Source organism: Brevibacillus borstelensis (assembly GCF_036700025.1).
Classification (GTDB): Bacteria; Bacillota; Bacilli; order Brevibacillales; family Brevibacillaceae; genus Brevibacillus; species Brevibacillus borstelensis.
Window position 1 is genome coordinate 1,980,001 of record NZ_CP144922.1, and the last position, 20,163, is coordinate 2,000,163.

The window sequence follows — 20,163 nt, forward strand, 5'->3', positions numbered from 1 at the left end:
TAGCTCAGTTGGTAGAGCAATCGGCTGTTAACCGATCGGTCGGGGGTTCGAGTCCCTCCCGAGGAGCCATATACTTGCTCCTGTAGCTCAGTCGGTAGAGCGTTTCCATGGTAAGGAAGAGGTCGCAGGTTCGATTCCTGTCGGGAGCACCATTTATCCATTACATATGGCCCGTTGGTGAAGCGGTTTAACACAGCAGCCTTTCACGCTGTCATACAGGGGTTCGAATCCCCTACGGGTCACTTAATAACCCAACGAATTGTTGGGCCCCTGCAAAGTACTCTCAGGATATGCTGTGAAGCATACCGGTCGCTTTGCAGGGATGATGGAGGCTTAGCTCAGCTGGGAGAGCATCTGCCTTACAAGCAGAGGGTCGGCGGTTCGATCCCGTCAGCCTCCACCATATATTTATTAAAAACGTCGCGGGATGGAGCAGTCTGGCAGCTCGTCGGGCTCATAACCCGAAGGTCGCAGGTTCAAATCCTGCTCCCGCAACCAAATTTTCTACTTGGTTTGTCTCAAAATATGGAGCTGTGGTGAAGTTGGAGTTCACGCCGGTCTGTCACACCGGAGGTCGCGGGTTCGAGTCCCGTCAGCTCCGCCATTTTAAAAAAGCATAAATTGCCGGTGTAGCTCAATTGGTAGAGCACCTGACTTGTAATCAGGGGGTTGTGGGTTCAAGTCCTATCGCCGGCACCACTTTTTGGGGAGATAGCGAAGAGGCTAAACGCGGCAGACTGTAAATCTGCTCCCTATGGGTTCGGCGGTTCGAATCCGTCTCTCCCCACCATTTTAGTGGGAGCCATTAGCTCAGTTGGTAGAGCATCTGACTTTTAATCAGAGGGTCGAAGGTTCGAGTCCTTCATGGCTCACCAGTTTTTACAATCGATATGCGGTCGTGGCGGAATTGGCAGACGCGCTAGATTCAGGTTCTAGTGGTGGCAACACCGTGGAGGTTCAAGTCCTCTCGACCGCACCATCAATTCGATACCATGCGGACGTAGCTCAATTGGTAGAGCGTCGCCTTGCCAAGGCGAAGGTCGCGGGTTCGAGCCCCGTCGTCCGCTCCATGATGCGTATGCAGGTCTCTCACCCGTTCCGGGTTTACCCTCGTGGTAATACACGAAGTAAAGCTCGGGTACTTCAGATCTGGCTGCGCATAGAAGAAATGATCGACGAGGAGTTGCCAGTGGAAGCGAGCCCCGTCGCCCGCTCCATACATCATGTGCCCTTAGCTCAGCTGGATAGAGCGTTTGACTACGAATCAAAAGGTCGGGAGTTCGAATCTCTCAGGGCACGCTTTTCTATTCCTCAAATAAAGCAGCTTGCGTCATGTTTCGCTTGTGAGGCCATAATTCAATAAACAATCGGGAAGTAGCTCAGCTTGGTAGAGTACTTGGCTTGGGACCAAGGGGTCGCAGGTTCGAATCCTGTCTTCCCGACCATGATTTTTGCCGGGGTGGCGGAATTGGCAGACGCAACAGACTTAAAATCTGTCGGGAGTATCTCCCGTACCGGTTCGAGCCCGGTCCTCGGTACCATCGTTGTTATGCGGGTGTAGTTCAATGGTAGAACTCCAGCCTTCCAAGCTGGTCGCGTGGGTTCGATTCCCATCACCCGCTCCATCAGATAGAAGAAACAGGCACTTACTTCAATAAGTGCCTGTTTTTTTATGCTCTCATTATAGATTGATACCTACCTGCGATTGAATTGAATTTATTAAAACCGGTAACCCGACCAATCTCTATATAAATGAGCTAAATAAGTCTTTTGGCCCAGATTTTTCGACCATCGACAATATGTGAGGAGTTCGACAAGGTCAATGGACTTTGTCGAAAGTTGTCTTAAGGTTTGGGTAGTAGAAACATATGTTTTCGTGTAGAGTAGGGTCTAGATCGCTTACTCGAAAGGTAAACGGATCTCTTGCCTCGCCCTCTGTCATCAGAGGGCATTTTTTCGCTTTCGATAAAAAGCACGTTGTCCACACGAGCACGTCTCTGTTGTAAAGGGGAGCAGCTGAGTCCAAAGCGATCTAAACAGCCCGAACATGACAAACAGGTGAGAATGAAAAAGCTTCTTTCGAGCAAACCTCGAAAGAAGCTTTGTTTATGCCAAAGGCAGTGTAACGATAAAACGGGTGGACTCGCGGGTAGATTCGCAGGAAATCGTTCCATTGTGCTTCTCGATGATGTTTTTGCAGATCGACAGACCAATCCCGGTTCCATTTTGTTTCGTCGTAAAAAAGGGCTGAAACAAGCTTTCCAGGATGTCTGGCGGAATCATTTCCCCGTTGTTTTCGACCGAAAGCTGTACCATGCCATTCTGACAAGCTGACTGAACCCGGATCATCTTTTCGGGTCTTCCCTGGACAGCGTCGATAGCATTGGTCAAAAGATTAACGACGACTTGCTTTAACCCTTCTTCATAGCAGCTCAGCATACAGGGCTCAATCTGTTTTTCAAACCCGATATTTTCAGCCAGAAGCCGAGGTGTAATGAGAAGCTCTACCTCGTATAGCAAATGCTCCACATCAACCGTCTTAAAGATTTCATCCAGGATTGGCTTCTTGGAAAAGCTGAGAAAACCGGTTATTTGCCGATGCAGGTTTTCAAATTCATGCATGACCACTTGGATATAGGACTGGAGCTTGTCCTGGTCGCGAGTCGATTCGGCGATCAGCTTCAAGAAGCCTTCGATGGCACACAACGGATTTCGGAGCTCATGTGCCATATTAGCAGCAATCTTGCCCAACATGGTCAATTTGTCGTTATGCAGGAAGGAGATCGTTTCTTCCTTTTTCACAAGCTCTTTATTAATCAGTTGTTCAAAATGGTAAACAGCCCAAAAAATGCTTTCATCCATGGCCTTCCCCAACTGCGTTTCGAGGTAAATCATGTGTTCAGTTGTCAGCGACCACTTGAGCAGCTCCGGCTTGATCACACGCCAAAAGACATTTCGATACAGCTGATAGGTGCGTAAGATCGACGAAAACGGGTACTCCTGGGAACGCAGCCATTCCCCCATTTCCAGACACCAGGTTTGCATATCCTCTTCGACATTTTCAACCAGATAACGTGCCAACAATACGGTACGCTTCTCCGCAAAATCGCGAGGGATCGTCAGCGGGGTTTCCATGCTCAAAACGATCTCCTGCAACCATAGCGTAGTGATGGTCGGCCCCATATCCAGAATTTTTTGTGAAACGTTTTGAAGGTTCAGAGAGACAGTTTCCACCATATCTTATCCCACCCCACTCATATCGTACGGAAGGATGTCCAGAAAAACAAGGTATATATCTCCTATATTGCGTTGAAAATTGTTTTTTTATGGAATTTTTGTTCAACAAAATCCGAGTATTCTCGTCTTTATTCGGGAATAGAAAAGCGCTCATGAGGGGGCATCTGGGAGCATAGAGTAAGAAGGACAACCGTAAATCGGAATCGTCGGGCGGGGGAAGGGCGAAAAAGAAGTCGGTTAGGGGAAGAGCAAATAGAAGTCGGTTAGGGGAAGGGCAAATAGAAGTGGGTAAGGGGAAGAGCGATGGAGGGGCAATTTTGGATTGGCTTGCTGCAAATTTTTCTCATCGATCTGGTACTCAGTAGTGACAATGCCGTTGTTATCGGGATGGCTTGCCGGGGGTTGCCGCCAACAGAGCGAAAAAAAGCCATTTACATAGGAACAATGGGAGCGATCGTGCTTCGTGTTCTGCTGACCGGGATGACGACCTGGATGCTGGACATCCCCTTGGTAAAAGTAGTAGGAGGAGTTCTGCTTTTGTGGATCGCCTGGAAGCTCATGTTTGGCGATCAGGAGGAACCGACGGAGGTGTCCTATAGCCGAAATGTCTCGCAGGCAGTCAAAACGATTATTCTGGCGGACTTTGTCATGAGTCTCGACAATGTGTTGGCGGTAGGCGGCGCTGCTGACGGAGACTTGCTCTTGATCTTGATGGGATTGGGTATGAGCATACCACTATTGATGTGGGGAAGCTCGCTGGTCGCGCGTTTGATTAACAGATTTCCCAGCTTGTCCCTGCTCGGCGGCGGGGTACTGGCGTACACGGCCACGGAGATGTGCCTGGAGGACCCTTACGTTTGGAAGCTTCTCAATCCGTTGCTTTTAAATCATGCGTGGATTCCATTTTTGGTTGCGGGCGGCATCGTCGCATTCGGGCGCTACTGGAGAACGACTGGCTGAATCAAGTCTTCCTCCGGCAGCAGCCCGGTGTTTTCTTCAAGCAGGATCGGGCATACTACGAATACAGAAATACACAGCTAGAAAGGAACCGATTTGGAGATGAACACGGGCATCTTGATCTTGTGGGGGATTTGGGACGAGCTTTATCAGCGCTGCACCAGGCTGCGATATATTGAAAAAGGCAACAATATCTTTCGCATTGTCCGCATGCGCTACCGTGGTGAACCGCTCGTCACCTCGGATAATCGCGTCATTTCAAAAGGCGATCTGATCTTAAAACTGCATATACACAATTACTACTTCGCGACCCTCAGCAAAGGCGTAAAAGATGACCTCAGAGTGGCTTTGCTGCTCAGGCAGCAAATCATGCGTTCACTGCCGCAGCTAGCCAGTTACCTCAATAATATGGAAGAGAGGGACGAGATCAAAGGAATCGTCGGAACAACAACCCTGAGCAAAGGGGTAACCCCTTTGGGCTTCTCCGTTTCCAATGTGCCGATGAGCTGGTTTTTTCGATACAAACGCTGGTACCTGAAGCTGATGATTCGATTTATTCATCCGGATGGAAAGAAAAGGATGAAAACATGGGATCAGGACGTCCCGTTAAAGCGGGTGTACATGTCCAAGGAAGAGCTGTTGCGAAGGTATCTCATGCAACAGCCCGAACGAGCAGGTGATACGGTATGAGCGCGAAGCGAATCTTGCTCGTTACCGAAGAATGGGCGGGAAGCGGTCACCGCATGGCCGCCGAAGCACTCGCTGAAGCTCTGATAGAGCTGCGGCCCACAGCTTATGTAAAAGTAGTGTCGGGCCTACAAACAGCAAGTCCGGCGTTGCGGGAAATCTCCCGCTTTTTTTATCTGCACATGCTCCGGTACAACCCCGGATTATGGCAAAAAATGCATCGCAACGACAAAAAGTGGGCGGCCGTGCTTAACAAACCGCTGGCAGTCTGGCTCTCCAGAAGAATGGTTCGGGAATTGATCGATCGGGAAAGACCTGATGTTGTCGTTGCTACGCATGCGTACTGCTTTTCCGCGCTCGCTGAAGCAAAGCGGAAAGGGGCCAAACCCTATCAGCTTGTTGGTGTTCCCACCGACTTTTGCGTCCATCGATTTTGGATTCATCCAGAGACGGATGCTTACGTAGTTGCCCATGAACAACTGGCCGATCCGATTCGGGCAGATCGTCGGCTTGAGAGAACACCTGTACTGGAGTATGGCATTCCGATCCGCCGCACTTTCCAGTCGTCTGCCCTCCAGGATAAAGCTTCCTGGAAAGATCAGCTTGGCCTGGGCCCCCAGCAGTTTACTGTGTTAATAAGCGGAGGTGAAGGGGGATATGGCTCGATGGAAGAGGTGATTCGCGTTTTGATGCGCGAGCCGGAGCCTCTCCAAATCGTTGTGATTACAGGAAAAAATCACTCTCTTCAGGAGAAATTGGTCAGGCTGACATCCTCATGTCCGCCTGTTCATAATGTCATCGTCAGAGGATATGAGCCCGAAATATGGAAATGGATGTCTGCTGCGGATGTGTTTCTTACCAAACCGGGTGGAATCAGCATCGCAGAAGCCCTTGCAGTCCAAACGCCCCTTGTCTTGTTTCAACCGCTGCCAGGTCAGGAATGGCGGAATTTGTCCTTTCTTCTCAAGCACGAAGCTGCTTTTTATGCACGTACGACAGATGAAATCAGCCAGATCGTACGGCAGCTTCGATACTCCCCTGCAGAAAGAAAGGATGTGAGCCAAAGAATGGCTTCCTTGAGCAAACCGAATTCGGCAGAGCAGATTGCGAAATATCTGCTCCAGCTATAACGCTATAAATTGCCAGTGAAAATCAAAGTGACAGAATGAATGAAAGAGGGGGTCAACAGACATATTAAGCTTACAACCAACGAGGAGGTGATTACAGATGGCAAACAACAACGGTGGTTCCCGTAACAACCTTCTGGTACCGCAAGCTAACCAAGCTCTGGATCAACTGAAGTACGAGATTGCTGCTGAGTTCGGTGTTCAACTGGGAGCAGACACCACTTCCCGTCAAAACGGTTCTGTTGGAGGAGAGATCACTAAGCGTCTCGTTTCCTTCGCTGAACAACAATTGGCTGGTCGTGCATAACCAAATAGGTTGAATGTCGGAAAGGCACCATAACGGTGTCTTTCCTTTTTGGTGCGCCCAGCATGGGCGATAGCTATAGGGTGAAAGTCCCGAACGGGGGTTGGCTGTACCAACCGTTAGCTCAAGGCAAGGGTGTCGACCGCGAGGTCGAATCTGAAGGAAGCCGGCGGCAAAATCCCGACCTGAGGTACACGAACCCAATTTGAGGCTGTTGTATCCGGGCGAGTCTGCCAAACAAGACAAAGCCCCATACAGCCAAGGGATACAGTAGTAAACTTGGGCAGGTACATGGGATGAAAGTTATCGTTCTTACCTGGGGAGGTCTGCATGAAACGCCTTCAACTGTTGGTAACCGTCTCCGTAAGGAGACGCTGAACATGCAGAAGTCAGCAGAGGCCATAGTACCCGAGTAGAGGACGCTTGAATGGGGAAGGGCCGAACATCAAGCCAGCATGCGATCCATGTCTTTTGATACGGTACGTCGAAGCAGAATTCTGTCAAGGAACTACTTTTGAAGAGCAGGGGTGAAGCCCCGAGGGTACAAAAGAGGGCTGAGTATCGTACAGCAAGCACGGAGTCCGCATGTGCGAAGGAAGGAACATCATTATGGATTTGCTGGAAAAAGTCTTATCACGGGAAAACTTACGGATGGCACTCCAACGAGTGGAGGAAAACAAAGGTGTCGGTGGAGTCGATGGTGTTTCAACCGAACAACTACGCGATTATCTACGTGAACACTGGCAAGCCATCCGCGAGAAGATGGAAAGGGGAACCTATAGACCTTCACCTGTTCGCAGAGTCGAAATCCCGAAACCTGACGGTGGTGTAAGGTTATTAGGCATTCCCACCGTGGTAGACCGCTTTATTCAGCAGGCCATCCTCCAAGTGTTAACGCCGATCTTCGACCCCACCTTCTCGGAATCTAGCTATGGGTTCCGTCCAAAACGTAGCGCTCACATGGCAGTAAGGAAAGCGCAAGCGTATATCTCCGAAGGATATCGTTTCGTGGTGGACATCGATCTAGAGAAATTCTTTGATCGCGTAAATCATGATATTCTAATGAGCCGTGTGGCTCGAAAAGTTCAGGACAAGAGAATTTTAAGACTGATTCGTTCCTACTTGAATGCGGGGATCATGATAAATGGCGTCTGTACAACATCAAGTGAAGGAACACCGCAAGGTGGGCCGTTAAGCCCACTTTTGGCAAATATCCTACTTGATGATTTGGACAAGGAACTCGAAAAGAGAGGCCACCGTTTCTGCCGCTACGCAGACGATTGTAATATCTACGTGAAAACAAAACGGGCAGGGGAACGAGTAAAGAAGAGTATTCAAAACCACTTGGAGAAGGTACTAAGGCTAAAAGTAAATGAGGAGAAAAGCGCGATAGACCGACCATGGAAACGAAAATTCTTGGGCTTTAGTTTTACCTTTGCAAAACAGACAAGGATTCGCATCCACCCCAAATCCCTCCTCAAGCTAAAAGAGAAAATCCGCACGATCACGAATCCGGTGTGGAGCATCTCGATGGAGAAGCGGATTGAAAGAATAAATCAGTACCTCATGGGCTGGATTGGATATTTCGCCCTTGCAGACGCGAAGGGCATTCTACAATCCATTGAGGAATGGACAAGGCGCAGGCTCCGTCTTTGTTTGTGGATGCAGTGGAAACGCGTGAGAACCAGATATCGAGAACTTCGTTCTCTTGGCATATCTCACGTAAAAGCCATTGAAATTGCAAATACCCGCAAGGGTGCATGGCGTACCACAAAATCTCCGCATATACACAAAGCCCTCGGCATTGCCTACTGGCAACAACAAGGGCTGAAAAGCTTAGTGCAACGATATTCTCAAATTCGTCAAGCTTGGTGAACCGCCGTATACCGAACGGTACGTACGGTGGTGTGAGAGGACGGGGGTTAGTCGCCCCCTCCTACTCGATTTAGTATTTGTAAAATTTTTACAGTTCGCTTTTTTAAAAGCGTGGGATTAAATGCCTGCAGTTGGTTGACTCTATAGGTGCTAGGAGGTGAATCAGATGACAGTTGCATCCCAAGTGAAGCAGACGCTGGCAAGCTTAAAGGGAGCTCAAGCGAATCTGGAACAATTTGCGCTCAGCACCCAAAATCAGCAAGCGAAGCAGTTGTACACACAAGCTGCACAGCAGACAGAGTCGATCGTGACCAATCTGCAGCAGCGCGTTACCGAGCTTGAAAACGAGGAGCCTCAATACAAAGGCTTCTAAGTACCTTTCAGGAAACAGGAGAGGGGCTTCTCTCTCCTCTTCTCTAGTACATGAGCGGGAGGGTTTATGCGTGCCCGATTGGTTAAATATCGCACTGCGCTCACTCGGAGCTGTGGTCTATCTGTTCATCCTGACAAAAATTATCGGCAAGCGTCAAATCAGGCAATTAACGTACATTGAATACATTGTCGGCATTACGATCGGCTCTATCGCCGCCTTCATGGCAACAGAGATGGACGGCCCTATCTACCACAGCCTGATCGCTTTGACGGTGGTAGCAATCTTTCCTGTTTTGTTTGAATGGCTGGCTTTAAAGAGCAAGGTTCTTCGGGATTTTTTTGAGGGAAAAGCGACGATCTTGATCAAGGATGGCAAGGTGTTGGAAGACAACCTGAAAAAAGAGCGGTGGACCTCTGAAGACCTGATGGAGCAGCTGCGAATCAAAAATGTGTTTCGCGTGGCCGACGTCGAATTTGCAGTGATGGAGACCAGTGGAGAATTGAGCGTGCTTTTAAAATCGCAGCATCAGCCAGTGACCCCGCAGCATCTCGAGCTTGAGGTGTCGCCGGCAGAGGAGCCGCAAGCAGTCATCATGGACGGGATGATCATGGATGAGCCGCTGTCGAACATGGGCTTGAACCGTTCCTGGGTACGGGCTGAGCTGCAGAAGGCCGGCGTCGCCCTGGAAAATGTCTTTCTCGGCCAGGTTGACAAAGGCGGTCAGCTATACCTCGATCTGTATGACGACAAAATCAAAGTGGCTGAGCCGCAGGCGTTGAAACTAACCTACGCGCAGTTGAAAAAGTGCCAGGCCGATCTGGAAGTGTTTGCGCTGTCTACGAAAAATCAGCAGCAAAAACTCGTGTACCAAAGAGACGCTGAAGAACTGCAAAAGGTTATGGATCAGGTCAAGCCGCTGCTGACAAGATAGGGAAGAAGGGAAAACAATGGCGGATCAAAAAAAGAAAAAGCTTACCCCCGTCCAGCAGGAGTATCAGCAGTTAGCCAAACGTCACGAGCCCCCTCGCCCTTTGCTGCGCAATTTTACGCGGGCGTTTTTCACAGGGGGGATTATTTGCCTGATCGGGCAAGGCATTCAGGAGATGTTTATCCGGTACTTTGACTTTACGGAAAAGACGGCCGGAAATCCGACAACAGCCGTGCTCATTTTTCTGTCCGCTCTTTTGACAGGGCTCGGTGTATACGACCGGATTGCACAATGGGCAGGAGCCGGGACAAGCGTTCCGGTAACCGGTTTTGCCAATTCGATTGCATCAGCCGCTATCGATCACCGGAGCGAAGGCTTTGTCCTGGGAGTGGGCGGAAACATGTTCAAACTGGCGGGATCGGTGATTGTGTTTGGAGTTTTTTCCGCATTCGTGATCGGGATCGTGAAAACGTTGATCAAAATGGGAGGATAAGCCATGCGACAAGGGCATCAAACATGGGTGTTCCCTTCGAGGCCGGTCATTCTCAGTACGGCTGCCATCGGCGGTCCTTTCGAAGCAAAAGGACCTTTGGGAGAGGATTTTGACATCACGCATGGGGACCTCATGCTTGGACAAGACAGCTGGGAAAAAGCCGAAAAAGTTCTGTTGGAGGAAGCTTGCGACAAAGCATTGGAAAAAGCAGGCCTGCAAAAGGAGCAAGTCCATTTCTTGCTTGCAGGCGATCTGATGAATCAGATCATTACGTCCAGCTTCTCTGCCCGTACATTGGGTATCCCCTACATCGGCCTGTTTGGAGCTTGCTCGACAGCGATGGAAAGCTTGGCGCTTGGTGCGCTATTGGTAGACAGCCAGTCAGCCGACTACGTATTGGCTGCTACCGGAAGCCACAACGGGGCAGCAGAGAAACAGTACCGCTACCCAACCGAATACGGTTCGCAAAAGCCGCCTACAGCCCAGTGGACCGTTACCGGAGCAGGTGCAGCTGTTGTGGGAAACAAGGGGAGCGGGCTGCGGGTTCATGCCGCGACGATCGGCCGCATCGTCGACATGGGGCTGAGCGACCCGTTCAACATGGGGGCGGCGATGGCGCCAGCAGCACTTTCGACGATTGAGACTCACTTCCGCGATATGCGGCTCCCGCACGATCACTACGATCTCGTCGTAACGGGAGATTTGGGAAAGGTCGGTCACCAGATCCTCTCGGAGCTTTTGCCGAAGCATAACGTCGATATTCCGCTGGATCGGTACATCGACTGCGGCAAGCTTATATACGGAGACAATCCGACTGTCTGGTCGGGAGGGAGTGGCTGTGGCTGTGTCGCTACGGTTACATACGGACATCTGTTGCGAAGGATGAGAGAAGGCGAATGGAAACGCATATTGGTCGTCGCTACCGGTGCCCTTTTGTCACCCATCTCCTATCAGCAAGGGGAAAGCATTCCCTGCATTGCTCATGCGGTCGCCATTGAAGCAGAGCATCCGGAGGAGGGGTAGCATGACGTTCCTGTGGGCATTTTTGGTGGGAGGCACGATCTGTTTGATTGGCCAGTTTCTGCTCGACGTCGTCAAATTGACGCCCGCTCACACCATGTCCTCTCTGGTCGTAGCAGGAGCTTTGCTCGATGGATTCGGCTTGTACGAGCCGCTTGTCAAATTCGCCGGAGCCGGGGCCACTGTGCCGATTACCAGCTTTGGCAACGCTTTGGTTCACGGAGCCATGCAGGAAGCGGAAAAACACGGGATTGTCGGCGTGATTACCGGCATATTTGAAGTGACGAGTGCAGGGATTTCGGCGGCGATCGTGTTTGGATTTTTTGCGGCGGTCCTGTTCAAACCAAAAGGATGAAACGAGAAGCATGGGCTTGAGCGATAGACGGCATGTATTGGCAAACATGCCAAAAACCTTGAATTGAACCTGATCTTCTCTCCCGATAGAATGGGGGCTTGAGGAGGGGGATATAGGTGTTTCAGAAAAAAAGCGGGATTGCCCTGTTTTTGTCTGTCCTGGTCGCTTTCTTGCTGGCTGTTCCGGCATCTGCTGCTCCCGTGCTTAAAAAGGGAAGCAGGACCGGTGACGTCTGGGATTTGCAGTATCGTCTGCAGGTGATAGGCCTGTATCAAGGGCCTTTGGATGGAATATACGGAAGCAAGACCACCCAGGCAGTCCGCCAGTTTCAAAAAAAGTACGGGATGCCTGCAGATGGAATTACAGGAAAAATGACATGGAAAAAGCTGAAGAAAGTTACCGTAAATCGATCCGAGATGCAAATGCTGGCCCAATTGGTTTATTCCGAGGCAAGGGGCGAGCCTTATGTCGGACAGGTGGCCGTTGCCGCAGTCGTCATGAACCGCTTGCAATCCAGCAATTTCCCCAACAGTATTCAAGAGATTATTTTTCAGCCTTATGCCTTTACGGCGATTGACGACGGACAATACTGGCTGACACCAGGGAAGACGGCATATCGAGCCGCTTATGAAGCGGTGCGAGGATGGGACCCATCGGGCAATGCCCTGTTCTACTTTAATCCCAAAACAGCGACTTCCAAGTGGATCTGGTCCAGACCTCAGATTAAAAAAATCGGAAGCCATATCTTTGCCAAATAATCGATAGTGATTGCTTTCGTACAGCTTTTCTTCTGATAATCAGATCAAGAAGTGGAGCGATATCAGCATGATGAGAGCCTTTCTGTCTGTCATTTCCGTGCTCATCATCCTCATGGCCTCGCTTGTTCCGGTTCACGCCGAGCAGGCTGATCCGCCAGTCTACATTTATATCAATTTGTGGGAGAACAAGCTGTACCTGCGGACGGATAAGGGGGAAGTACTAGCCTCTTACCGCATAGCACCGGGAGCTGTCGATACGCCCTCGCCCATAGGCCTGTTCACAGTCACGAAAAAATCGCTGAATTGGGGCGGCGGATTTGGTTCTCGCTGGCTGGGAATCAATGTTGAATGGGGGACGTACGGAATTCATGGGACAAATCGCCCTGAGCATATTGGACGGTACGTCAGTCATGGATGCTTCCGGATGAAAAACAAGGACATCGAGAAGCTCTACCCGCTTGTAAAAGTAGGGACCCCCGTCATCATAGACGGGCCGATCATGGGGCATGAAAGGCTAACTTATCGGGTATTGGTTCCGGGGTCGCGAGGAGCATTGGTCAAGCTTGTACAAAATCGATTAAAGGCGGCGGGCTATTACAATGGTCCCGTGCATGGTCATTTTGACAAACATTTTGAAAGGGCCGTTTTTCGCTTTCAAAAGAAAGAAGGCCTTGCAGTGACAGGGCAGATCGGTCTGGAGGACCTGGTCTATTTGGAGATCGTCGAGTGAGTGGAGTTGTCCGACGAGTAGATGAATCTACGATGTGGGCAGCTCCTTTTTTACTGCTGCTTTCGGTTCTTGTATACCAACAGAGGCTGGCAATCATTGAGGGTTGTTTTCTGAATATTTTCCTTTACAATAGTACAAAGAGATTTCCAGCAATCGACTACAGGAGGTTGATGATGAAAAAGATGCTGATTCTAGCCTCGCTGGCAGCTGTCATTTTCACGGGCATGCCAAAAGCAGAGGCAGAGACAACACGAGCAAACCTACCATACACCGATGTAGCCGGACATTGGGCAGAGAAGGACATTCAACAATTGTACATAACAGAGGTAATCGGTGATGCCAAGAGTTTCCGCCCAGACGATCCGATCACACGGGCAGAATTGATCACAATGTTTGTAAAAGCCAAAGGAGTCCAACCAGCAGCACAGGAGGCATCACCCTTTGCGGATATTCCTTCGGGCGATTGGCTCGCGCCATATGCCATAACGGCGTATCGACTCGGCATCGTTCATGGAGAGTATTCAGAGGGAAAACTCGTTTTCAAGCCGGACGAGCTGGTAAGTCGAGAAGAGATGGTGTCGATGCTGATACGGGCAATGGGCGACAGCGGCAAGGTGAATCAGTTGCCTTGGTCCTCCGCGATTCAAACACTGCAGCAGTATCCGGATGGACGCAGCGTGGAAGAGGCTTATCAGCGGTCATTTGCATTTGCCCTGCAAAATCGGTTGGTGAATCCGTACCAGGATGGAAACCTGCAGCCACACCATGAAATAACGAGAGCGGAAGCTGCGACCTATACCGCTATCCACCTTTTGGAAAAAGGAGAAGAACAAAAAGCTCCTACAGGGACTCCCTTCACAAAAAAACTGACGGTTGAGACGACCGCATATACATATCCGGAGGACAAAGCGGAGGCGCTTTCTTATCTGGAATTCCCATTGCGTGTAGGGATTGTAGCCGTGGATCCTGCTGTTATCCCGCTGGGTAGCCATTTGTACATTGAAGGCTATGGGTATGCCGTCGCGGCTGATATCGGGAGCGCGGTGAAAAATAATCGCGTGGACCTGTTTTTCTCTTCGCGGGTGGAAGCCTTGAACCACGGGATTAAAGATGGCGTGACTGTTTACGTCCTCGACTGATAGATTTACCTTTTGCAACATATTTTCCCATCCATTCACTCATACTAACGGTGAAAGGATGGGGTTTTTTTGTTGGGCTGGATACTAATTGGACTCTTCGTATTTATTGTGCTGCTTGCCGCAACGCCTGTACGTATTTCCCTTTACTATGGCAGGGTCAGTGAAAACGATCACCTCGTCGTTGAGGTTTCGGCATGGTTTCACCGGATCCGGCGCAAATATGAGCTGCCGGTCGTGATGGTAAAACAGACGGAAAATGGCCCCGAATTGAAGGCAAAAGTGGAAACGGTGAGACAGGAAGAGAAGACGGCAGAAACGGTAAGAGGTGTAGGGAAGGATCAACTGCAGAAGTGGAAACAGAATTATCAGGTCATACTGGAACGCTTCCATGATTTTAAACCGGTTCTTCAGCAATTTGCCAAGCAGATTCGATGCGAACGGCTGGAATGGCACACTGTTCTGGGAACGGGCGAGGCTGCGGAGACTGGTGCGCTCCTCGGAGCGGTGTGGGGAGTGAAAAGCATTTTGATCGCGCTTTTCTCACACGCCATTTCTTTGCGGAGCATGCCGCGGCTTAGTGTGCAGCCTGTCTGGAATCAACCGGTCATTCGCACCCAAGCGAGGTGCATTCTCCACTTTTTCCTCGGCCATGTCTTGGTAATGGGGCTCCGTCTGCTGTTTCGCTTGAAAAAGGGGCGTGTCCACAAATGGGAGACGAGTCCCTCCGGGGCGTAGGAAAAGCGTACATGGCCTGTTCTTCTTTTGGGCAAGCTACTAGTTGTAAACAGTTTGCGCAAAACTGCATTTCACCCCAGTAAGGAGGAAATGATATGGCAGACCATCCCATTCAGGGTTTGATGAGAACGGCTATGGAAAATATCAAACAAATGGTTGATGTGAATACGATTATTGGCGACCCGGTGGAAACGCCGGATGGAAGTGTGATTCTGCCGATCTCCAAGGTTGGCTTCGGCTTTGCGGCAGGGGGCAGTGAGTTTCAATACGAGCGCGATCATCCGGGTGTGATCGGGCATCCTTTTGGCGGCGGAAGCGGGGGCGGCGTATCGATTACGCCTGTTGCATTCTTGGTCGTGGGCAAACAGGGCATCCGCTCCATTCCTCTCGAAAATTCCACTCATCTGTATGACCGTATTTTGGACAGCATCCCTCAATTCGTGGAGAAAATGCAGGGGATGTTCGGCAAAAAGGAAGAGGCCCCGGTCTCTTCGACTACCATCGTGACCAATGTCGATGAGCACGATCTGGAAGAACTGATTGAGCGAAGCTGATTGTTGGGGCATGAGGCAAAACGAAAAAGACAGGTTGGCCGCGCGGGGGCACACCTGTCTTTTTGTTTGGGATATTCACCACAACTGATTGATGATCAAGCCCGTGTAAACCGCTTGCCGGTAGAAGTGATTGGGCAAAAGAAACGAGGAGAATGCTCGACCCGAAGCATCTTCTTCGTTGAAGCCTGTCAAATTGGCGGGGGAAGCCGTCCTCCATTTTCCCGTCTCCCTTTCGACCAGTTGAGACACCTTGGATACGTCTTGTACAAAAGCAGAAAAATCGCGCTCGACAGAACGGGTCAGCGTCTCCTCGTCCAATTTCAACTGACCGTTGGGAGCAATGTGCAATCCGTAATCAGCAAGCCCCGATTGAACAGTCCGGGCAATCTGCTCCAGTGATGCAGGGAGTATGGTCGTGAAAAGGTTCGGCCTTTCTTCTACGAAAGCATGCAAGCGATTATAACGAGTCACCAGTTCCCGGGTTTTCTCCAGCAAGAGTTCGCTGTCCGGCTGGATAACCAGGGATGCTTTGCCCGGCTGGAGCAGGGTTGCGGCGACCTTTCCAGAAAGCTCCACCTGGTTGGAGGGGGAGCCGCTACGCATCCCGTCCAGATCGTATTTGGCATCGGAGGCTTTCATAGCGACCTGATCGAGTCCGAGAGTGCGAACCACGGCCCCGTCTATATCGCGTAGCTGAAAAGCATGCTTTGCCCCCGTATGACTGGAGCGGAGGACCATCCGGCTCATCGTCTCTGAATATTCGATTGAAGCAGCCAGATCTGCCTGATGGATGACACCTGCCAAACGCTTAAGCAATTGTTCATGCGAATCGTCTTGCTTTGCCTGGATGGCGAGGATGTTCTCCTGTTGACCGATCGTCAGGGAAAACGTATACACGCCGGGGGGCAAGAGGGAAGGGCCGCTGCTTTCAGCCATGATTCCCCGATTTGTCTGCTGCGTTGCCAGGCGGATGACATCCAATTGGTAGCTGCCCGGCTCTGCCCCGGGGGCGGCTTTTGCCTGAGCGCGTTCCGGGTGGGAGCTCACTGCAACTCGCGCGTGCAGCACACTGTTTCTTCGCGAAGGGTCAAATTGCTTGGCAGCCTGGCTTAATTCGGCCGTATAACGATATAGCTGGGAGAGGGAGTCAGCCATGTCTGTCATCCATTGCTGTTGGCGCGTATAAAAGGGCTGCAGGCTGTATCCGACAATGGGCTGGACAGGACCGCTCAATTTGGCTTGAATCATCTGAAAGTGGTATGGACCCACCCGCCTGCTGTACGGAATCTGGCTGACCTGTGCTAGACGCACACCCATCTCCTCCTTTCACTTGCGTTTCATCTCCCTACCATTATAAGGCAATCCTATTCCATTTCAACAAGCAAGTCACCCGTTTCGATCGCATCTCCCGCTTTTACATGAACGGCTTTGATTTTCCCGTCCATTGGCGCTTGAATGGTGGTCTCCATTTTCATCGCTTCGCTGACCAAAAGATGCTCTCCCTTGCGTACCTTGTCGCCTGCTGTAACGAGAACTTTCAAGACTTTGCCCGGCATGGACGCGCCGAGCTGTCCGGGATCTTGCGGGTCGGCTTTGCGGCGGGCCAGCTCAGAGACCTTTGCAGCGTGATCGCGGATGAAAATTTCCCGCGGTTGGCCGTTCAATTCAAAATACATGATGCGCCGTCCGTCCGGATGCAGCTCGCCTACGGCGACAAGCTTGATAATCAGCGTTTTTCCGCGCTCGATCGTGATTGCCGTCTCTTCTCCCGGACGAAGGCCGTAGAAGAAGGTCGGGGTATTGAGCACGGACAAATCGCCGTATTCCTTCAAGCTTTGGTCATATTGCAGGAACACTTGCGGGTACATGATGTAGGACAGGACATCCAGTTCTGTCGCCTCTCGCCCGATTTTCTCTGTCAGTTCCAACGCTACCTTGTCAAAGTCTACCGGTGCCAGAAGCTCTCCCGGACGAGTCGTAAAGGAGTCGCGTCCTTTCAAGACAAGCGCCTGCAGTTCTTTCGGGAATCCGCCCGGAGGCTGTCCCAGGTACCCCTGGAAGAACTGAATGACAGAGTCGGGGAAATCGAGCCGCTCGCCTTTTTCCCAGATGTTTTCTTCGTTCAGTCCGTTTTGAACCATGAACAGCGCCATATCTCCGACTACCTTGGAGGACGGTGTGACCTTGACGATGTCGCCGAACATCTGATTGACAGTAGCGTACATCTGTTTTACCTCGTCCCAGCGGCCTTCCAGTCCGACAGCTTTCGCCTGCTGCTCGAGGTTCGTATACTGGCCGCCCGGCATTTCATGGATGTAAACCTCGGTATTGCTTGCTTTCATTCCGCTCTCGAATCCTTGGTAGTAGGGGCGGACATCCTCCCAGTAATCGGAAAGCTTGTTGAACGCGTCGAGGGATAGACCCGTATCCCGTTCGGTATGCTCGAGCGAAGCGATCAATCCGTTCAGGCTGGGCTGGGAAGTAAGCCCCGACATGGAGCTGACGCACGCGTCGACGATATCGACGCCGGCTTCAATCGCTTTTACGAGCATCGCGCCGCCGTTTCCGGACGTGTCATGCGTATGCAAATGGATCGGGATGTCGATCTCCTGCTTGAGAGCCCGCACCAGCTCGTAGGCTGCGTACGGCTTGAGCAGTCCGGCCATGTCTTTGATCGCGAGGATATGGGCTCCTGCCTTCTCCAGCTCCTTGGCCAGATCGACGTAATAGCGCAGCGTGTATTTGGTCTTCGATGGATCGAGAATGTCGCCGGTGTAGCAGATCGCCGCTTCGGCCACCTTGCCCGAATTGCGGACGGCTTCGATCGCTGTCTGCATGCCCGGCAGCCAGTTGAGGCTGTCAAAGATGCGGAAGACGTCGATGCCGTTCTCGGCGGACGCTTTCACGAAAGCGTGAATCACATTGTCCGGATAGTTGGTGTAGCCGACCGCATTTGCGCCGCGCAAAAGCATCTGGAACAAAATGTTGGGAATGCGCTGACGAAGTATTTGCAGACGCTCCCACGGCGATTCTCTGAGGAAGCGCATCGACGTGTCGAACGTGGCCCCGCCCCACATCTCCAGGGAGAAGAGGTCTGCTCCCAGCTTGCCGGTCGCTTCAGCGACAGCTGCCAAATCGTACGTCCGGACGCGAGTCGCAAACAGCGACTGATGGGCGTCGCGGAAGGTGGTGTCGGTTACGAGCACGCGCTTCTGCTCCTGAATCCACTTCACGAGGCCGTCTGCGCCTTCGCGCTCCAGAATTTGCTTGGTTCCGTCCGGATACGGCTGGGCAAAGGGAGTGCGCGGGATGCGCGGCGTATCGAAGTGCGGCTTCTTGTCCTGCGTGGACAGCCCCGGATAGCCATTGACAATCGTGTTGCCGATGTAGCTTAGAAGCTTGGTGCCGCGGTCTTGACGTCCCGGGAAAATGAACAGCTCCTGCTTCGTATCGATGAAAGACGTATCGTATTGTCCGCTGAGAAAATCGGGATGCGTCACTACATTTTCCAGGAACGGAAGATTTGTTTTGACACCGCGGATGCGGAATTCCCGCAGCGTTCTGAGCATTTTCCGGGCGGCCTGGTCAAAAGACGTGCCGTATGTGGAGATCTTCACCAGGAGCGAATCGTAGTACGGTGTAATAATCGCCCCCGGATAGCCGTTTCCGCCGTCAAGCCGCACCCCGAAGCCTCCGCCTGAACGCCATGCCAGCAAGCGCCCGGCGTCGGGCAGGAAGTTGTTTTCCGGGTCTTCTGTCGTCACCCGGCACTGTATCGCGTAACCGCTCATCTTGATCGCTTCCTGGGAGGCAATGCCAATTTCCGGATCAGACAGGCTGTGCCCTTCGGCAATGCGGATTTGCGCCTGCACGATATCAATGCCTGTGATCAGCTCGGTAATCGTATGTTCCACTTGAATGCGCGGGTTTACTTCGATAAAGCAAAATTGACCGTCGGGCGTGAGCAAAAACTCGACCGTACCCGCGTTGGAGTAACCGGCTTCCTTCATCAATTTCAAGGCAGACTGGCAGATTTCCTCGCGCAGCGCATCATCCAGGGAAAGGCTTGGCGCGACTTCGACCACCTTTTGATGGCGGCGCTGCACGGAGCAGTCCCGTTCGAACAGATGCACAATATTGCCGTGTGCATCGCCGAGAATCTGCACTTCAATATGCTTGGGGTTTTCCAAATAACGCTCCAGATACACCTTGGCGTTGCCAAAGGCGGAGCGAGCTTCGGAACGGGCCCGGTCCAGAGCATCCTGGAGCTCATCCTGGCTTCGCACGATCCGCATGCCGCGGCCGCCTCCGCCAGAGACCCCCTTGATGATTATCGGATAGCCGTGCTCCTTGGCAAACAAAAGGGCTTCCTGAAGGGTTTCGATCGGCTCGGGTGTACCCGGAATAACGGGAATGCCTGCTTCGATGGCCATTCGGCGCGCTTCGACTTTGTCTCCAAACTTGTCGATCAAAGTGGAGGAAGGGCCAATAAAGATGATGCCTTCTTCAAGACAGCGCTGGGCAAACTCCGCATTTTCCGCGAGAAATCCATAGCCCGGGTGAATCGCATCGATATCGTTGCGCTTGGCAATTTCGATAATGCTCTCAATGTCCAGATAGGCTTCAATGGGACCTTTTCCGGCGCCTACCAGATACGACTCGTCCGCCTTGAAACGATGGATGGACACGTTGTCTTGCTCGGAATAGATCGCTACAGTGCGAATGCCCAGTTCAGTTGCTGCGCGGAAAATCCGAATGGCGATTTCCCCGCGGTTGGCGACCAGCAGCCGGTTGATTTTTCTCTTTGTCATGGTTTCTCCCCCTTTTTTACCCTAAGCACTTGTAAAGTGAATATTATATATAGAGTAAATATACAAAATTGCAGATACAG

General features: G+C 51.4%; 18 protein-coding genes and 15 tRNA genes (1 of these 33 only partly in view). 30 read left to right on the forward strand and 3 right to left on the reverse strand.

The genetic code is table 11. The annotated features are described in order from the left end of the window. The 15 genes from V5G20_RS09020 to V5G20_RS09090 form a co-directional block, all read left to right on the forward strand. Positions 1–69, forward strand: a tRNA-Asn gene (locus V5G20_RS09020) (it extends 7 nt beyond the left edge of the window). A gap of 7 nt (positions 70–76) precedes the next feature. After that, a tRNA-Thr gene (locus tag V5G20_RS09025) sits at positions 77–152 on the forward strand. 16 nt (positions 153–168) lie between these two features. Further along, positions 169–242, forward strand: a tRNA-Glu gene (locus V5G20_RS09030). Between the two features lie 85 nt (positions 243–327). Then, positions 328–403 (forward strand) — tRNA-Val (locus V5G20_RS09035). A gap of 18 nt (positions 404–421) precedes the next feature. Further along, positions 422–498 (forward strand) — tRNA-Met (locus V5G20_RS09040). 29 nt (positions 499–527) lie between these two features. Continuing rightward, positions 528–604, forward strand: a tRNA-Asp gene (locus V5G20_RS09045). Between the two features lie 19 nt (positions 605–623). Then, positions 624–699: transfer RNA gene (locus V5G20_RS09050), tRNA-Thr, on the forward strand. Positions 700–705: 6 nt separating this feature from the next. Beyond that, a tRNA-Tyr gene (locus V5G20_RS09055) sits at positions 706–790 on the forward strand. A 9-nt stretch (positions 791–799) separates the two neighbouring features. Next, positions 800–875: transfer RNA gene (locus V5G20_RS09060), tRNA-Lys, on the forward strand. 17 nt (positions 876–892) lie between these two features. Beyond that, positions 893–979 (forward strand) — tRNA-Leu (locus V5G20_RS09065). Between the two features lie 15 nt (positions 980–994). Next, a tRNA-Gly gene (locus V5G20_RS09070) sits at positions 995–1,070 on the forward strand. A gap of 155 nt (positions 1,071–1,225) precedes the next feature. Beyond that, positions 1,226–1,299, forward strand: a tRNA-Arg gene (locus tag V5G20_RS09075). A 69-nt stretch (positions 1,300–1,368) separates the two neighbouring features. After that, positions 1,369–1,445: transfer RNA gene (locus V5G20_RS09080), tRNA-Pro, on the forward strand. Between the two features lie 8 nt (positions 1,446–1,453). Continuing rightward, a tRNA-Leu gene (locus V5G20_RS09085) sits at positions 1,454–1,541 on the forward strand. A 10-nt stretch (positions 1,542–1,551) separates the two neighbouring features. Beyond that, positions 1,552–1,625: transfer RNA gene (locus V5G20_RS09090), tRNA-Gly, on the forward strand. A gap of 481 nt (positions 1,626–2,106) precedes the next feature. On the opposite strand, the gene V5G20_RS09095 is transcribed toward V5G20_RS09090, so the two are convergent. Next, positions 2,107–3,237: a sensor histidine kinase gene (locus V5G20_RS09095; protein ID WP_003386727.1), complete on the reverse strand. Its 1,131-nt coding sequence runs from the start codon at positions 3,235–3,237 to the stop codon at positions 2,107–2,109. A gap of 303 nt (positions 3,238–3,540) precedes the next feature. Here V5G20_RS09095 and V5G20_RS09100 point away from each other — a divergent pair, with 303 nt between their 5' ends. The 15 genes from V5G20_RS09100 to ytfJ all read left to right on the forward strand — a co-directional run bounded on the left by V5G20_RS09100 (position 3,541) and on the right by ytfJ (position 15,272). After that, on the forward strand, positions 3,541–4,197 hold the full coding sequence (locus V5G20_RS09100) for a TerC family protein (RefSeq protein ID WP_003386726.1): 657 nt from the start codon (positions 3,541–3,543) through the stop codon (positions 4,195–4,197). Positions 4,198–4,296: 99 nt separating this feature from the next. Continuing rightward, complete coding sequence (locus V5G20_RS09105) at positions 4,297–4,884, forward strand: YkoP family protein (protein ID WP_003386724.1); 588 nt, start codon at positions 4,297–4,299, stop codon at positions 4,882–4,884. Next, on the forward strand, positions 4,881–6,011 hold the full coding sequence (locus V5G20_RS09110; RefSeq protein WP_024985680.1) for an MGDG synthase family glycosyltransferase: 1,131 nt from the start codon (positions 4,881–4,883) through the stop codon (positions 6,009–6,011). The genes V5G20_RS09105 and V5G20_RS09110 overlap by 4 nt, the downstream gene beginning before the upstream one ends. 97 nt (positions 6,012–6,108) lie before the next feature. After that, complete coding sequence (locus V5G20_RS09115; RefSeq protein WP_003386721.1) at positions 6,109–6,315, forward strand: alpha/beta-type small acid-soluble spore protein; 207 nt, start codon at positions 6,109–6,111, stop codon at positions 6,313–6,315. Positions 6,316–6,921: 606 nt separating this feature from the next. Further along, on the forward strand, positions 6,922–8,187 hold the full coding sequence (ltrA, locus tag V5G20_RS09120) for a group II intron reverse transcriptase/maturase (protein ID WP_024985202.1): 1,266 nt from the start codon (positions 6,922–6,924) through the stop codon (positions 8,185–8,187). Between the two features lie 166 nt (positions 8,188–8,353). After that, positions 8,354–8,560, forward strand: coding sequence for a DUF1657 domain-containing protein (locus V5G20_RS09125; protein ID WP_003386720.1), 207 nt, complete (start codon positions 8,354–8,356; stop codon positions 8,558–8,560). 70 nt (positions 8,561–8,630) lie between these two features. Then, positions 8,631–9,491 carry a DUF421 domain-containing protein gene (locus tag V5G20_RS09130; RefSeq protein ID WP_003386719.1) on the forward strand — a complete coding sequence of 287 codons (861 nt, stop codon included), beginning with the start codon at positions 8,631–8,633 and terminating at the stop codon, positions 9,489–9,491. 16 nt (positions 9,492–9,507) lie between these two features. Continuing rightward, positions 9,508–9,981, forward strand: a complete 474-nt coding sequence (gene spoVAC, locus V5G20_RS09135; protein ID WP_003386718.1) for a stage V sporulation protein AC — start codon at positions 9,508–9,510, stop codon at positions 9,979–9,981. A gap of 3 nt (positions 9,982–9,984) precedes the next feature. Then, a complete protein-coding gene (gene spoVAD, locus V5G20_RS09140) occupies positions 9,985–11,004 on the forward strand; it encodes a stage V sporulation protein AD (protein ID WP_003386717.1) in 1,020 nt (339 codons plus the stop codon). Position 11,005: 1 nt separating this feature from the next. Next, positions 11,006–11,356, forward strand: a complete 351-nt coding sequence (spoVAE, locus tag V5G20_RS09145) for a stage V sporulation protein AE (RefSeq protein WP_003386716.1) — start codon at positions 11,006–11,008, stop codon at positions 11,354–11,356. 116 nt (positions 11,357–11,472) lie between these two features. Next, complete coding sequence (sleB, locus tag V5G20_RS09150) at positions 11,473–12,114, forward strand: spore cortex-lytic enzyme (RefSeq protein ID WP_003386715.1); 642 nt, start codon at positions 11,473–11,475, stop codon at positions 12,112–12,114. Between the two features lie 67 nt (positions 12,115–12,181). Then, entirely contained in the window at positions 12,182–12,844 is a 663-nt protein-coding gene (locus tag V5G20_RS09155; protein WP_172920644.1) for a L,D-transpeptidase family protein, read from the forward strand. Positions 12,845–13,017: 173 nt separating this feature from the next. Then, positions 13,018–13,983 carry an S-layer homology domain-containing protein gene (locus V5G20_RS09160; protein ID WP_003386712.1) on the forward strand — a complete coding sequence of 322 codons (966 nt, stop codon included), beginning with the start codon at positions 13,018–13,020 and terminating at the stop codon, positions 13,981–13,983. 69 nt (positions 13,984–14,052) lie between these two features. After that, positions 14,053–14,718: a DUF2953 domain-containing protein gene (locus tag V5G20_RS09165; RefSeq protein WP_311068239.1), complete on the forward strand. Its 666-nt coding sequence runs from the start codon at positions 14,053–14,055 to the stop codon at positions 14,716–14,718. A 95-nt stretch (positions 14,719–14,813) separates the two neighbouring features. Continuing rightward, positions 14,814–15,272, forward strand: a complete 459-nt coding sequence (gene ytfJ / locus V5G20_RS09170) for a GerW family sporulation protein (RefSeq protein WP_003386710.1) — start codon at positions 14,814–14,816, stop codon at positions 15,270–15,272. Between the two features lie 75 nt (positions 15,273–15,347). On the opposite strand, the gene V5G20_RS09175 is transcribed toward ytfJ, so the two are convergent. Continuing rightward, entirely contained in the window at positions 15,348–16,583 is a 1,236-nt protein-coding gene (locus V5G20_RS09175; protein WP_327970568.1) for a flagellar cap protein FliD N-terminal domain-containing protein, read from the reverse strand. Positions 16,584–16,636: 53 nt separating this feature from the next. After that, positions 16,637–20,083, reverse strand: a complete 3,447-nt coding sequence (gene pyc / locus V5G20_RS09180) for a pyruvate carboxylase (RefSeq protein WP_338463353.1) — start codon at positions 20,081–20,083, stop codon at positions 16,637–16,639. Between the last annotated feature and the right edge of the window lie 80 nt (positions 20,084–20,163).

Excerpts from the sequence above, each read along its gene's own strand:
- V5G20_RS09115 (WP_003386721.1), top strand. The coding sequence starts at position 6,109 with ATGGCAAACAACAACGGTGGTTCCCGTAACAACCTTCTGGTACCGCAA.
- spoVAC (WP_003386718.1), top strand. The coding sequence starts at position 9,508 with ATGGCGGATCAAAAAAAGAAAAAGCTTACCCCCGTCCAGCAGGAGTAT.
- V5G20_RS09105 (WP_003386724.1), top strand. The coding sequence starts at position 4,297 with ATGAACACGGGCATCTTGATCTTGTGGGGGATTTGGGACGAGCTTTAT.
- V5G20_RS09125 (WP_003386720.1), top strand. The coding sequence starts at position 8,354 with ATGACAGTTGCATCCCAAGTGAAGCAGACGCTGGCAAGCTTAAAGGGA.
- spoVAD (WP_003386717.1), top strand. The coding sequence starts at position 9,985 with ATGCGACAAGGGCATCAAACATGGGTGTTCCCTTCGAGGCCGGTCATT.
- ltrA (WP_024985202.1), top strand. The coding sequence starts at position 6,922 with ATGGATTTGCTGGAAAAAGTCTTATCACGGGAAAACTTACGGATGGCA.
- V5G20_RS09110 (WP_024985680.1), top strand. The coding sequence starts at position 4,881 with ATGAGCGCGAAGCGAATCTTGCTCGTTACCGAAGAATGGGCGGGAAGC.
- ytfJ (WP_003386710.1), top strand. The coding sequence starts at position 14,814 with ATGGCAGACCATCCCATTCAGGGTTTGATGAGAACGGCTATGGAAAAT.
- V5G20_RS09155 (WP_172920644.1), top strand. The coding sequence starts at position 12,182 with ATGATGAGAGCCTTTCTGTCTGTCATTTCCGTGCTCATCATCCTCATG.
- V5G20_RS09100 (WP_003386726.1), top strand. The coding sequence starts at position 3,541 with ATGGAGGGGCAATTTTGGATTGGCTTGCTGCAAATTTTTCTCATCGAT.
- V5G20_RS09160 (WP_003386712.1), top strand. The coding sequence starts at position 13,018 with ATGAAAAAGATGCTGATTCTAGCCTCGCTGGCAGCTGTCATTTTCACG.
- spoVAE (WP_003386716.1), top strand. The coding sequence starts at position 11,006 with ATGACGTTCCTGTGGGCATTTTTGGTGGGAGGCACGATCTGTTTGATT.
- pyc (WP_338463353.1), bottom strand. The coding sequence starts at position 20,083 with ATGACAAAGAGAAAAATCAACCGGCTGCTGGTCGCCAACCGCGGGGAA.
- V5G20_RS09095 (WP_003386727.1), bottom strand. The coding sequence starts at position 3,237 with ATGGTGGAAACTGTCTCTCTGAACCTTCAAAACGTTTCACAAAAAATT.